Source organism: Peptoanaerobacter stomatis, assembly GCF_000238095.2.
GTDB classification, from domain to species: domain Bacteria; phylum Bacillota; class Clostridia; order Peptostreptococcales; family Filifactoraceae; genus Peptoanaerobacter; species Peptoanaerobacter stomatis_A.
Map to the genome: position 1 here is coordinate 795,042 of NZ_JH815225.1, position 14,663 is coordinate 809,704.

At 29.4% G+C, this 14,663-nt stretch carries 11 protein-coding genes; 5 read left to right on the forward strand and 6 right to left on the reverse strand.

Annotation, left to right across the window (positions count from 1 at the left end; all coding sequences use genetic code 11):
- Positions 1–289 precede the first annotated feature (289 nt).
- From HMPREF9630_RS03325 to HMPREF9630_RS03340, 4 genes are all read left to right on the forward strand, one after another.
- Positions 290–1,489, forward strand: a complete 1,200-nt coding sequence (locus HMPREF9630_RS03325; protein ID WP_009527118.1) for a pyridoxal phosphate-dependent aminotransferase — start codon at positions 290–292, stop codon at positions 1,487–1,489.
- Positions 1,490–1,902: 413 nt separating this feature from the next.
- Positions 1,903–2,994 (forward strand): 30S ribosomal protein S1, encoded by a 1,092-nt coding sequence (locus tag HMPREF9630_RS03330; protein ID WP_009527119.1) that lies wholly within the window; start codon positions 1,903–1,905, stop codon positions 2,992–2,994.
- Positions 2,995–3,036: 42 nt separating this feature from the next.
- Positions 3,037–3,831 carry a CheR family methyltransferase gene (locus tag HMPREF9630_RS03335; protein ID WP_009527120.1) on the forward strand — a complete coding sequence of 265 codons (795 nt, stop codon included), beginning with the start codon at positions 3,037–3,039 and terminating at the stop codon, positions 3,829–3,831.
- A gap of 249 nt (positions 3,832–4,080) precedes the next feature.
- On the forward strand, positions 4,081–5,400 hold the full coding sequence (locus HMPREF9630_RS03340) for a hemolysin family protein (RefSeq protein WP_009527121.1): 1,320 nt from the start codon (positions 4,081–4,083) through the stop codon (positions 5,398–5,400).
- Between the two features lie 202 nt (positions 5,401–5,602).
- Here HMPREF9630_RS03340 and HMPREF9630_RS03345 read toward each other — a convergent pair whose 3' ends face one another.
- Together HMPREF9630_RS03345 and HMPREF9630_RS03350 are read right to left on the reverse strand one after the other, a co-directional pair.
- Positions 5,603–6,010 carry a NusG domain II-containing protein gene (locus tag HMPREF9630_RS03345; protein ID WP_009527122.1) on the reverse strand — a complete coding sequence of 136 codons (408 nt, stop codon included), beginning with the start codon at positions 6,008–6,010 and terminating at the stop codon, positions 5,603–5,605.
- Positions 6,011–6,106: 96 nt separating this feature from the next.
- Positions 6,107–7,276 carry a S41 family peptidase gene (locus tag HMPREF9630_RS03350; RefSeq protein WP_009527123.1) on the reverse strand — a complete coding sequence of 390 codons (1,170 nt, stop codon included), beginning with the start codon at positions 7,274–7,276 and terminating at the stop codon, positions 6,107–6,109.
- A 417-nt stretch (positions 7,277–7,693) separates the two neighbouring features.
- Here HMPREF9630_RS03350 and HMPREF9630_RS03355 point away from each other — a divergent pair, with 417 nt between their 5' ends.
- Positions 7,694–8,419, forward strand: a complete 726-nt coding sequence (locus HMPREF9630_RS03355; protein ID WP_009527124.1) for an NAD-dependent protein deacylase — start codon at positions 7,694–7,696, stop codon at positions 8,417–8,419.
- Positions 8,420–8,581: 162 nt separating this feature from the next.
- Here the strand turns inward: HMPREF9630_RS03355 and arcC are convergent, their stop codons facing one another.
- The 4 genes from arcC to HMPREF9630_RS03375 form a co-directional block, all read right to left on the reverse strand.
- Positions 8,582–9,511 (reverse strand): carbamate kinase, encoded by a 930-nt coding sequence (gene arcC / locus HMPREF9630_RS03360; protein ID WP_009527125.1) that lies wholly within the window; start codon positions 9,509–9,511, stop codon positions 8,582–8,584.
- Positions 9,512–9,680: 169 nt separating this feature from the next.
- The gene (locus HMPREF9630_RS03365) at positions 9,681–10,775 is read right to left on the reverse strand and encodes a putative NPN-dependent ornithine cyclodeaminase (protein WP_009527126.1); all 1,095 of its coding nucleotides are present in this window, start codon (positions 10,773–10,775) and stop codon (positions 9,681–9,683) included.
- Entirely contained in the window at positions 10,775–11,947 is a 1,173-nt protein-coding gene (locus HMPREF9630_RS03370) for an ornithine cyclodeaminase family domain (RefSeq protein WP_009527127.1), read from the reverse strand. The genes HMPREF9630_RS03365 and HMPREF9630_RS03370 overlap by 1 nt, the downstream gene beginning before the upstream one ends.
- A gap of 168 nt (positions 11,948–12,115) precedes the next feature.
- On the reverse strand, positions 12,116–14,638 hold the full coding sequence (locus HMPREF9630_RS03375) for an ATP-dependent Clp protease ATP-binding subunit (protein ID WP_009527128.1): 2,523 nt from the start codon (positions 14,636–14,638) through the stop codon (positions 12,116–12,118).
- Between the last annotated feature and the right edge of the window lie 25 nt (positions 14,639–14,663).

Sequence of the window (14,663 nt, forward strand, 5' to 3'; positions counted from 1 at the left end):
ATATGCTCAAATATATTTTGACCTATACAATTTTTATAAACTAAATCGTAATAACAAATATACAATTTTCTATAAACATCTACAAATCATATATTTATAAAGGTGTTGGCAATCTCAGTTCCAAAATAATTTAAGCACTATAAAAAAATATCTATATTTACTTTAGATGATAGTATTGGTAATCATAGATATAGCTAAATTTCTATAAAATTTTACTTTACATTTGTGAGTATTAGTTTTAAAATAGAATATTAATTATAACAATAAATGAAGGGAAATGAAATACAATATGGAAATATCAAAAAGAACCTATTCTATGCCATATTCATCGGTAAGAAAATTGGTTCCTTATGAAAAAAACGCAATTAAAGAAGGTAAAAAAGTATATCACCTTAATATAGGACAACCCGATATAAAAACTCCTGATATATTCTATGACGCTATGAAAAATTATAAAGAAGAAACTTTGGAATATGCTGATTCCAGAGGTGAAAAATCTCTAATAGATTCTGTTATAAAATATTACTCAAACATAGGTGTCTCTTTGGAATATGATGATGTATTCATTACAAATGGCGGTAGTGAAGCACTTATGTACGCTTTTTTCGCAACTATGAATAGCGGAGATGAACTTTTAGTCCCTGAGCCATTTTATACAAATTACAACTCTATAGCAAAAGTGGCGGAAATTCAAATTGTCCCTATAAAAACGCACTCAAGCGACGGATTTTTGTTGCCTTCATATGAAGAAATAGAAAAATCCATAACACCAAAAACAAAAGCATTCTTAATCACTAATCCAAATAATCCTACAGGTGCCGTTTATTCACATGAAGCACTTCGTTCAATATGTGAACTTGCAAAAAAACATTCACTTTATATATTGGCAGACGAAGTATATAGAGAGTTTATTTATGATGACGAAGTAAAACACATATCGCTTGGAACTATGCAAGATGTCAGAGAAAATGTGATTATAATAGATTCCATATCAAAAAGATTCAGTGCTTGTGGCGCAAGAATAGGAATATTAGCCACAAAAAACAAAGAAATTGCTCAAATGATTATGAAACTTTGCCAATTAAGACTTGCTGCTCCTACTATGGGACAAATAGGTGCTGCACAACTCTATAACACGCCTATATCATATTTAAAAGAAGTAAATCTTGAGTATAAAAAAAGACGTGATATTTGTTATGAGAGTTTGCAAAAGATAGATGGAGTTTTTTGTAAAAAGCCTCTTGGTGCATTTTATATGATTGCAAAGCTTCCTGTAGAAAATTCAGAAGACTTTTGTATATGGCTTCTCGAAAACTTTGATGTAGATGGAGAAACGCTTATGATGGCTCCTGCCAACGGTTTTTATGTTAACCCTGAAGAAGGAAAAGACGAAGTCAGAATAGCATATGTACTCGACTGCGAAAAATTAAAAAAAGCGTTTAATATATTAGATAAAGGTCTTAAAGCATACAATTCAAGAAATAAGTAATATTTCAATATATTGGTAAAATATATAAAATTATAAAATGAAGTAAAACCACACATTTATATTGTGGTTTTACTCAAATTATAAAAACTTAAACATTGTTTATATAATAATGTATTGTTTTTATGTTTTTAAACAGTTTTTGAACAAATATACTATTTACAAAAAAAATAATATTTTTGTTTTATAATTTTCTCACACTTATATATAATAGCTATTTTTCAATGTATTTTTGTGATTAAAATCAATTTTTTATATTAAATTATATTAATTTTTTTAATTTTATTTAAAATAAGTGTGGACAAATTAGTATAAAATTGAGATAATGTAATTGTTATTTTATAAAAATTATGAAACCTGTTCCTAAATTTTATAAAATAATTATTGTACAAATATTTTTTAAGGAGTTGGAAACTATGAGCGACACAATGGAACAATTATTATTGGAGCAAGAGAATAACTATCATGAAATATACAGAGGTACTGTAATTGAAGGTACTGTTTTGGTGGAGAAAAGTGATGCTTATTATGTGGATTTACAATATAAAACAGACGGAATTCTACCAAAATCAGAGATGTTCGATGATGAAGAAGTCCATGTCGGCGACAGGCTAAAACTTTTAGTAATAAAAATAGATAAAAATAACGGCGAAATCATTTTATCCAAAAAAAGAGTTGATGAAATAAGCGCATGGGAAGATATACAAAAAGGCGATATAATAACTGTTAAAGGTCAAGAAGTTAATTCAAAAGGATTAATAGTGGCATACAAAGGAAATATAAAAGGATTCTTACCTTTAAGCCATATAGAGCTTAAATATATAAATGAAGATATCGCTAAATCTTATATAGGCAAAGAATTCGAAGCTGAAATATTGGATATAGATCCTAAAAAGAGAAGATTGATTCTTTCAAGAAAATCTATACTTCAAAAAGTTCAAGACGAAAAATTAAAAGAATTATCTGAAACAATTCAAGAAGGAAAAGTATTTAAAGGTGTAGTAAAAGACATAAAAGACTACGGTATATTCGTAGATATCGGAGGAATTGTCGGATTAGTACATGTAAGCGAAATATCATGGGCTCGCAATAAAAAGATAAAAGATTCTTTTGAATTGGAACAAGAAGTGGAAGTTCAAGTTTTAAGTTATACTCCTGAAGAAAAGAGATTATCTTTATCTATAAAATCTTTAGAACCTAATCCATGGGATGAGTATGTAAAATCTCATAAAGAAGGAGATATAGTAGACGGAGAAGTTAAAAATATTAAGGATTATGGTGCATTTATCAGCTTATATCCAATAGTTGACGGATTTGTTCACATATCCAATCTATCTGAAGACTTCGTTAAAAATCCTTCAGAAATATTAAAAACAGGCGACAAAGTAAAAGTAAAGATAATTGGTATAAACCCTGAAGAAAAGAAAATAGAACTCAGCATGTTACTCGAAGACAAAAAACAGGAAGAACCTGAAGTACAACCAGAACAAAACGAAACAGAAGCTTAAAAATAAAATTTATTAAATTTTAGTATAGGAGAGAAGTTATTAATGGCTGATTCTTATGAGCAATTTAAAGAGAAAATTTTGAGAAAAACAGGTATAAATTTAACTTTATACAAAGAAGCTCAAATGAAAAGAAGAATTTCATCTTTAGCATCAAGGAATGGTTTTAATGACCTTTTAGAATATTTTAAATTCATAGATAATGACAAAGAGAAGTTTAATGAATTTATAAACTTTATGACCATAAATGTATCGGAATTTTTCAGAAATCCTGAACAGTGGAAAATAGTAGAAACCAAATTATTTCCGGCTTTTTTATCAAAGAGCAAGGATATAAAAGTATGGAGTGCCGCTTGCTCTACAGGTGAAGAACCCTACACAATAACTATGATATTATCTACACTACTTCCACTAAACAAAATAACTGTATATGCAACAGATATAGACGATGGTGCTATGGCTAAAGCAAAAGCCGGAGTATATATAGCATCAAGTTTAAAAAATGTACCTACAGAACTGAAAAACAAATATTTCAAGAAAAACGATGATGGAAAATTTGAAATAAGTAATGAAATAAAAAGTCGTGTTCAATTTAAAAAACACAACCTTTTAAAAGATCCATATATAGACAAATGTGATTTAATAGTATGCAGAAATGTTATGATATATTTTACAGATGATGCTAAAAACGAAATATATCAAAAGTTTTCAAATTCTTTAAAGCCTGATGGTGTTTTATTTGTCGGTTCTACAGAGCAAATAATATCTCCACAACAATTTGACCTTAAATCACTTAAGACTTTCTTTTATGGACGCACAAACAGCACTATAAAACTGTAAATACTATAAAAACAGCCTATGATTTTATATTCATAGGCTTTCGTTTAATATTAAGCAAATTATTCTATTACACTTATCCGATATATCTATTAATACTGTTGTTTGATTGAAAAATCAAATAATTTATTTTTATAAACAATGAATTTTTTTTAAATCTACATTAAACGATATCCAAAAATAAAATTTATGATTTTTTTATACTTCTTAATAGAAACTATCGGTAAAATACATAAATGAAAGGATTTTTAAATGGAAACTGACACGATTGTACCCGTCACAATCTTTAACATACTTTTTATAATATTAATCATATTAATAAATGCTTTTTTATCTGCATTTGAAGTATCTATCGGGAAATTAAAATCAGCTGTATCTCAAGAAAATGAGTACGAAAATAATTATCTAACAGAAAAAATATCTGCAAATTCTGAAATATATATAATGTCCATAAGATTTTTAAAATTTTTTATCACACTTTGTACAAATATATATTTTACTGTTAATTATATATATACTTTTTTCAAAGATACTTCATTCACTGACCATAGTATTATTGTTGTTATTTTAATCATATCGCTTATTATGTCTTGCCTGCTGATAGCGTTTGGAGATATAATTCCGAAAAAAATTGCTTTATTCAGTGATACACCTCCAAAAGCAATAAGTTTAAGCATTATAAATATTATATATCTGCTGACATTTATAATAATAAAACCGCTTGATTTTTTAATTAATACAATGCTTAAAATCTTTCACAAAGACAAAAAAGATTTTGATGAAAAAGTTTCTGCTGAAGAAATAAAAGCACTCGTTGAAACTGCAAGCGAAAAAGGCGTATTTAATGATATAGAAAAGGAAATAATTAACTCTATATTTTCTTTTGACAATATAACAGCTAAAGATATAATGGTATCAAGAAAAGACACCTATAAAATAGATATAACAGAGCCTATATCAGAGCATTTAGATGAAATTATAGAAACGTATTATTCAAGAATACCGGTATATAAAGAAAATATAGACGATATAATCGGAATATTAAATACAAAAGACCTTCTTGTACAAGCAAGAAAAGTCGGATTTGAAAATATCAATATTGAATCTCTACTTCAAAAACCGTATTTTGTACCGGAGATGAAAAATATAGATGAACTATTCAAGGAAATGCAACGTCTTAGGAATCATATGGCTATACTTGTAGACGAATATGGAGGTTTTTCAGGTATAGTTACAATAGAAGACCTGATTGAACAGATTATGGGTGATATAAATGATGAATTCGATGATGAAGAACAAGGAATAGTCAAATTATCCGACAGTGAATATTTGATAAGCGGTACAACAGAAATAAGAGAAATAAACAAAGAGCTTGACTTGGAACTCGAAAATGAAAACTATGACACAATATCGGCCTTGGTTATAGAAAAATTGGGATATATTCCGAATAAAGGTGAAAAACCGAGCATTGATATAGATAATCTTACATTTAAAGTAGAATTGGCATCTGATAACAGAATACAAAAAGTTAAGCTTAAAATAAACCCAATTATAGAACAAGTCAATGAATAATTAAATATAGCCGTATAACACTGAAAATCTTTTAAAAAGCCATATATGATATGAAATAAATCGTCACATAAAAAACATCATATAAAATCTAAACTATATGGTATTTTAAATGAAGAATAAAATTAAAATCTTTATATAAAAAATATCCACCAGCATAGCTGGTGGTCAGAGTGAAGAACAAGGGATTATATCCCTTGTTTTTTTATGTTGCGATAGAATCTATCTCACTATCGTTTTTTGAATTTTCTATAGATATTACTAATTTTGCAGGTAATGCTACTATTATTTTACTGTCATCTCCAATCCATGACATATCTGCATGAATTGATTTTGGAACAACTTCCTTTGGCAATCTAAGTAGTCTTACTTGAGAATTTTTTGTCTCCAATGTAGCTTTGTATTTTTTACCGTCCATTTCAAAATCAAATTCTATATATTGAGAATTACTTCCCGTATTTAATTCATATGTTCCTATTATTTTTGAATCTTGAGATACTATTATCTTAGCATTATCACTATTAAATTCGTTTTTAAAAAATACCATAGGAATAAGCGATAGAACAATTATAATAACTATTACTACTATATCACCTTTTTTTAAGATTTTCAATTTAATTCTCCTAATTCATAGTGATTAAAATCATAAGCAAAAATACTCTTTAGTATTAATTTTGATTTAAAATAAAATAATTTTTTTAGTATATTTCTATTTTATCTTACCTTTCATAACTTCTATTGCCTTTTCAAGCTGTACATCTTTATTTTTTGTATTTTGGCTTGATTCCACCTTTACATCAGGTGTTATGCCCTTACCATGCACTATATGTCCGTTAGGCGTAAAATATTGTGCTGTTGTTAAAATAAGTCCACCATCATCTCCCATTTGCAAAACAGATTGAATAACACCTTTACCATATGTCTGCTGTCCAACTATTGTAGCCGCCTTATTGTCTTGCAATGCTCCTGAAAGTATTTCAGATGCAGAGGCTGAACCTTCGTTTACAAGAACTACCATAGGCAATGTTATACTTTCTTTTTCATCAGAGTTGAAATATTCCTTTTCATCATTTTTATTGTTTGTATATACTATACTGGCTCTTGGCAGTATTTGATCTGCTATATCAATAACTTGGTCTACAAGACCTCCCGGATTTGAACGCAAATCTATTATCAATCCTTTTACATTTTTCTTCTTCAAATCTTCATAATTTTTTCTAAATTCCTCTGCTGTCTTTCCTTCAAATGAAATTATTTGTATATATCCTATGTTGCTATCTATAACCTTTGAACCTACTGTTTGAGGATGTATAGGAGATTTTATCACAGTATATTCTTTACGCTTACCATTTTTATCCAATATACCTATTACTACTTTTTCTCCAGCTTTTCCCCTCATCTGTTTTACAGCATCTTCCATATGCTTTCCATCATATTTTTTGCCGTTTATACTCTCTATTATATCTCCTGATTTTATGCCTACCTTTTCAGCCGGTGAACCTTTTATAGGAGATACAACCGCTATTGTGTTATTTTCTGTAGGTGCTATATACACACCTATCCCTACAAATTCTCCTGTAGTATCTTCCATGGTTTTATCAAATTCTTCTTTGGTCAAATATTTGGAATATGGATCATTTAATGAGTCTATTATTCCTTTTCTTATGCCTGTTTTAAAATCTACATTATCCGTATTCTCATAATAATATTTTTGAGTAAATTCTTTAAATGCACTTATATCTTTATATTCTTGCAAGGTAAGTCCATATGTTTTTGTGAAAAATACAGTTAATGATACAAATACTAAGACCCCTGCTAAAGCTCCTGTAATTATATTAAACAGAAGTTGTTTTTTATTCGATTTTAAATTATTTTCCATAAACTTCTCCTTATATTTTTTAGATTATATAATAATTATATATTTATATGATATATTAAGCAACTTAATTCTACATTAAATTTGATTAATTATCACTGATAAAAAATTAATCACATATATTTGCTGTGGAAATAATCATATAATTTTGTTAAAATATATAATAAGATTTGAATTTTTTACTTTTATATATTTTTTATAGCAATACAAATATTTATAAATAATCTATCCATCTTTTAACATCTATCAGAAAAGCGATTATACCTATTTTTAAAATAATATTAAAATCTTATATAATAATGGAAAATCATAACAATTAATTTTTCTGATAGACTATGTATATTAATTTTATATAATTATACAACTTATCCATAATTTTATTAGAAAATAGTATTAATTTATAGTTGAGGAGGTATTGAAATGTATGAAGAATTAAAAAAAGTTATAGATAACAGTGATAATATCGTATTTTTCGGAGGTGCAGGTGTATCAACAGAAAGTGATATACCGGATTTTCGTTCATCAAATGGTATATTCAATGCACAAAAAAATATCACTTATTCTCCTGAAACTGTTGTAAGTCACAGCTTTTTTATGAGAAACCCTGAATTTTTTTATCAATTCTACAAAGATAAGATGATATATGAAAATGCAAAGCCAAATAATGCACACAAGGCACTTGCAAAATTAGAACAAATCGGAAAATTAAAAGCCATAATCACACAAAATATTGACGGGCTTCATCAAATGGCAGGCTCAAAAAATGTATTGGAATTACATGGAACTATACACAAAAATTACTGTATGAAATGTAACAAAAATTTTGATTTGGATTACATAATAAAATCTGAAAATATACCTCATTGCGATGTGTGTGGTGGAACTGTTCGCCCTGATGTGGTCTTGTATGAAGAAAGTCTTGACAGCAATGTATTATCAGAATCACTACATTATATATCAAATGCAGATGTACTTATAATAGGTGGTACATCACTTATTGTATATCCGGCTGCAAGTCTTGTAAATTACTTCAGAGGCTCAAAACTCGTTTTAATAAATAAATCATCCACATCACAAGACGGCAATGCCGATATAGTAATAAATGACAGCATAGGAAAGGTTCTCGGCGATATAGTTTTACTATAAGAAAGGCTATACACAAAAGTATTTACACTACGTTATATAATTATATAAGTTATCTATAATTTTATTAGAAAATAGTATTAAAATCCATAATCAATTAGATATTACAAAAAATCGACCATTTATATGTGGTCGATTTTTTTTGTATAGTAAAATTATCTTTTATTATAAACTTATTAATGTGCCTGTTTTTCCTTCCAAGCCTTCTGCAGCTTTTTCCAACGATGTTATTAAAGTTGTTCTTCCTGCTTTAGATTTTGCAAAGTTTATTGCAGCCTCTACTTTAGGTTTCATAGAGCCTTCTGCAAATTCTTTGTTTTCTATATGAATAAGTGCTTCTTCAACTGTTAACTTATCCAACCATTTCTCATCAGGTTTTCCAAATCTTATAGCTACTTTTTCTACTGCTGTTAATATTATAAGTGTATCTGCATCTACCAACTCTGCCAATTTTGCAGTTGTAAAGTCTTTATCTATAACTGCCGGTACACCCACAAGATCATCATTTTCTTTTATTACAGGTATTCCGCCACCACCTGCAGCTATAACTATGCAATTAGCATTATATAATGTTTCTACTGCTTGTTTTTCTACTATATCTATCGGCTTTGGAGAAGGTACTACTCTTCTATATCCTCTACCTGCATCTTCTTTGAATTTGAAGCCTTTTTTCTCCATTTCTTCTGCTTGCTCTTTTGTATAAAATGCCCCAACAGGCTTAGTAGGATTGTCAAATGCTTTATCTTCTTTGTCAACTAACACTTGTGTTACTATAGTTGCTGTCATAACATCCATATTTCTTCTTTTTAGTTCATTTTCTATAGAATTTTGAAGGTGATATCCTATATATCCTTGGCTCATTGCTCCACATTCAGGAAATGGCATTTGTGGAGTTTTTGCATCTGATTTTGATGCAGCGTCCATTGCTAAATTTATCATACCTACTTGTGGTCCGTTACCATGTGATATTATTACTTTATTTCCTTGCTCTACAAGGTCTACTATTGATTTTGCAGTGTTTTTAACTGCTTCTTTTTGTTCTTCAGGTGTGTTTCCAAGTGCATTTCCGCCCAATGCTAAAACTATTTTTTTCAATATAATTCTCCCCCACTATCTAAATTTATTTATCAATAAATTTTTATTGATAATATATTTATCTTTTTCTATAATTTACTGTAATTTTAGTGTATTTTAATACAGAATTATATAAAAGATAGATTTATATTATTTTATTTAAATTTTTTTAACCACAATATATACTTTTTTAGCCGTTTAACGCTCTATCCACATTTCTTATGAAATCTTGTGCATTTGTAACTATTGACACTGCTGTTAAAGTACCTCTGTCAGCCAATTTGTTTACCGCAAATTCTTGTATATCTATAGTATACATATAAACAGGTCTAACTGTTCCGTCAAATTCGTTGTATGAAGGTGTCATATTACCTGTTGCTATTGTGTATAATATCGCACTCATCATTATTATTGTAGATGTTTTTCTTGCGTGGCTTCTCATAGCATTTTGCGCTTCATATACATTGTTTATAGTTTCAGGTAATGCAAATCTGTCACGAATTGTTCCTGCTATTACTACCGGTACATTCATTTCTACGCATGCTTTCATAAAACCGTCTTTTACCATGCCTGATTCAACCAATGCTTTTGTCGAACCATATTTTCTTGCAAGATTTATTGTTGCAAATAAGTTTTTTGTTGTATTTTGCTCTTTTTCAAAAGTTTTTTGTCCCCAAGTAGTATCATAAATACCTTTTTCCAAATCAAAAGCCGCTGTTTCAGTTCCGCAGAATATTGCTTGAACATAACCTTGTCTTACAAGTCTTTCAAGCGCATTTCTTGAATCTCTATCCAATGATATAGCTGAACCTACTATAAGAGTAACATACCCGTTGTTTGCTTTTTCATATCTAAGCACATCATATAATGTATCATAATCTACTGAGAACGCCGTTTCTCTTGAACGTCCTGATCTGAATGCGAATGTATCTGAATCTGCAGAATCTTCTAAAAATCCTTGTGTCCAAACATATATTCCTTCTGATGCGTCTTCTGTTCTTCCTATTACAACTTTATCGCCTTTTTTCAAATTTCTAAACTCTACTATATTTACGCTTTCTTCCCCTTCTTTGTCTATAGCAACACAAACCGTATCCATCCTTGATTGAGTAGCCAATACCCATTTGCCGTTTATTTTAAAGTATTCAGGAAAAACTGACAATGCATGATAATTTCTTGGACTTATACCGTCTACTTGCACTTCTTCAAGTGTAACATTAGGTGCATTTACCAAAAAATCCTGGTCAAAATTAGGATGATGATATTTAGGCATTTCAAATTTCATTATAATCTCGCTCCTTTTATTTCATCTTCTTTTTTATTTATTCCTACCGTTTCTGTTTGTTTTATTTCCATATCACCCATAAGAGCTTTATCTGCAGGTTTTACAAGTGCTCTTTCGCAGTTTACAACAAAATCCTGAACATTTGTAATCATCGGTGTAAATGCCATAAATTCTCTCGCAGCAGCAACTTTATTTACAACATTTTCTGTTATATCAACTGTATACATATAGACAGGTCTTACTTTTCCGTCTTGTGTTATTCTATAGCTTGATGCCATATTGGCAACAGAAAGTGAGTGAAGCATTGTAGCTATACCGATTATAAGTGTTGCTTTATCAAGTTGTTTTTTTGTTTCTGTAAGTGCTCTATCTGTATCTCCTATTACTTCCGGAAGAGGACCGTCATCTCTTATTGAACCTGATAATACGAAAGGAACATCCAAATCGTTAAGTGTTTTTATTATTCCGTCTTTTACATTACCCGCTTTTATAAACTCTTTGATTGAACCTATTGTTCTAACTTCGTTTAACAAATCCAAATGGTTGTAGTGGCCCATAGGAACATTTTCTTGTGTATATATGTTTTGTCCAAGTGCAGTTTGCAAAAATCCTCCTTCAAGGTCATGTGTACACATTGCATTTCCACCTAAAAGGCAATTTATATATCCGTTTTCAGCCAATTTATTCAATGAATTTCTTGTATCATAGTCAAATACAACGCTTGGTCCTAATACCCAAACTATATGTCCACCATTTTCTTTTTCATATTGCATAAGCTCGAATAATCTGTCATAATCTTGTGAAAAAGATGTTTCAACAGCTTTTCCTCTTGGACAATATATTGACTGAGGAAAACCGTCTTTATATACAAGTATTCCTTGTGTGCCGTCTATTTTATCTCCTAATACTACCTTATTGCCTTTTTTCAATTCTCTAAGTTCTGTTATTACAATTTTATCGCCATCTAATACTGCTACACAATTTAGTGAATTATGCTCAGGCAGTATCCACTTTCCATTATATTTGTAAAATGTAGGCATATGTGATGTAAGGTAAAACTCATCTGGTGCAACTCCGTCTTTTTCTACTTCTCCTATGCTAATTTCAGGTAAATTGGCATATTGTGCGTCAGAAAAATCAGGAAATTTAAATTCCGGTAATTTGAATTCCATATCTCTTCTCCTTTAAATTAATTATTGTATTTTTGAAATTAAATCTATTTAACTTGAAAAATATATCATATTATATATTATTATTTTGTCAATACTGTTTTGATAAAATAATTTTATAAAAAACTAAATTTTACTCAGGCATAAGTCAATCTTTATAGAAATAAAATATTAATCCTGCAAAATTATATTATTCTCTTCATCCAATACAAGTCTTACTGTAGAAAATTTTTTCAGTTTTCCTTGAAGATTTTTCATAGATATAGGAGTAAGTATATACTGCTCTATAGCATTGCTTATTGCTATTGCTCCCATATTTTCATAATCAAAATAAGTTATAAGTTCATCTTCAACTTCTTCATCCCAAACAAGATTTATTTGGTTTGTACTCAGCTCTTGCGAAAGTTTTTGTAAACTCAATTTTGCAACTTTTTTAATACTTTTTTTATCAAATTTTTCTATAAAAAATATTTCATCAAATGATGATAAGAAACTGAATTGTAATTTTGTTTTTAATAAATCTAAATATTTGTTTTTATCAGAATCTATATTAACCGTGCATATTATTACTGTATTTTTAAAATCTATATTCCTGCCTTTACTGTCGCTTATTTTACCGTTTTTTATTATTTGAGATATTATAGCTGCAACTTCCAATTGTGCCATATCTATATTATCAAACAGTATAACGCTGTACGGTCTTGTCCTTATTGTTTCTGTAAATGCCCCTCCTGTTTCAAAACCTATATATCCAGGAGGTGCACCTATCAACTTGGTTATAGATGATTTATCCGTAAATTCACTCATATCTAAAGCTACAAGACTTTTTTCTCCGTCATATATATAATTTGCAAGCAATTTAGCTATATAACTCTTACCTACTCCACTACTTCCTGCAAGTAAATATGCTCCTATAGGTCTGTTTTTTTCTACCAAATCGCCTCTTGAACGTATATATGCATCTACAATTCTGTCAATCATATTTTCAGAGCCTATAAATTCATATTTTAAATTTTCTTTGAGGTTTGATATAAGCGCAAGTTCATCCGTTTCGAGATTTTTTTCCGGCATTCCTGCCAATTTTGCAACAATTTCTTTGACTTCTTTTTGGGTTACTTGTATTCTTAACGGATAATATGGTGTTATAGATTTTACTTTATTTAAATTATTATCAGTTTCCTCTTTAAGTTTCATCAGGTCGCCCAATTTGTCAAATGAGTGTTTTTCTTTTGCATCTTCTATTTGCAAACTAATCAACTCTAAATCAGTTTGAAGGTTGGATATTTCTTCCTGCCTTTGCTTTTCTTTTATATATGCATCTTCTTTTTCAAGAAGTATATTTTTTTCTTTTTCTATTGTCTTTTCAAGCTCTGCAAGTCTATGTTTGGATACTTCATCCACTTCTCTTTTTAGCAATACCTTCTCTGTCTCCAACTGCAAGATTTTTCTGTTTAAATCTTCCAATTCGAGCGGTCTTTCGTCTGTATACATTCTGACAAGCGATGATGCCTCATCTATTATATCTATTGCTATATCAGGCAATTTTCTACTGCTGAGATATCTTTGTGAAAGTTTGACTGCATCTATTATAGCAAGATCTGTTATTTGCACTTTATGGTGTCTTTCATATTTTGACTTTATACCTCTAAGTATTGATATAGTATCTTCTTGAGTTGGCTCTTCTACCAAAATTTTTTGGAATCTTCTCTCAAGTGCTCCATCTTTTTCGATATATTTTTTATATTCATCCAAAGTTGTAGCTCCGACTACAAGTATCTCCCCTCTCGCAAGCATAGGTTTCAATATGTTTGATGTATCCATTGTACCTGATGTATTTCCTGCACCTATTATGTTATGCAGTTCATCTATGAACATAATTATCTTGCCGTTTGAGTCTTTTATTATCTCCAACAGTTTTTTCAACCTGTCTTCAAAATCTCCTCTATATTTTGCACCTGCTATAAGCGATGTCATATCAAGTGCAAATACTATCTTATCTTTTAATATGTCGGGAACATCTTGTTTTACTATACGTTGAACAAGTCCCTCAACTATCGCTGTCTTACCTACTCCAGCTTCTCCTATAAGCACAGGATTATTCTTTATTCTACGAGATAATATTCTTATCACGCCTTTTGTCTCTTCATCTCTACCTATTATAGGATCAAGCTTTCCGTCTATAGCCTCTTTTGTAAGATTTCTTCCGTATTTTGACAATTCTTTTAAAGTTTCGTCCGTTATCCCTCTTGCAATATTTTCGCTGTTTATTTTGTCAAATTCTTTTTCCAAAATCTCATAATTCAAATTATGTCTTTGTGCAATTTGTGCACCTTGTGTATAATCTTCTTTTAATATAGCAAGAAATATATGTTTTTGACTTACCAAACTGTCATACATACTTCTTGCTATTTCTTGTGATACTATCAAAACTTTTTGATATGCACGACTCACATATAGATTTGTTACACCCTTAGGTGATTTTAATTTAGATATGGCGTTTTTTATATCATCTGTAAGCGATTTTACTACTATTCCCATATTTGTTATAGCTCTTATCACTTCATTATCTGAATTTTTCAAAATACAGTACATGATATGTAATTCAGTCACTTCTAAATTTTCATTTTTTATTGCAATTTTATGTGCCTCTTTTATAGTATCAATAACTGCTTGAGAATATTTGGATACATCCATATCTAAAAACTCCTTATTTTTTTAT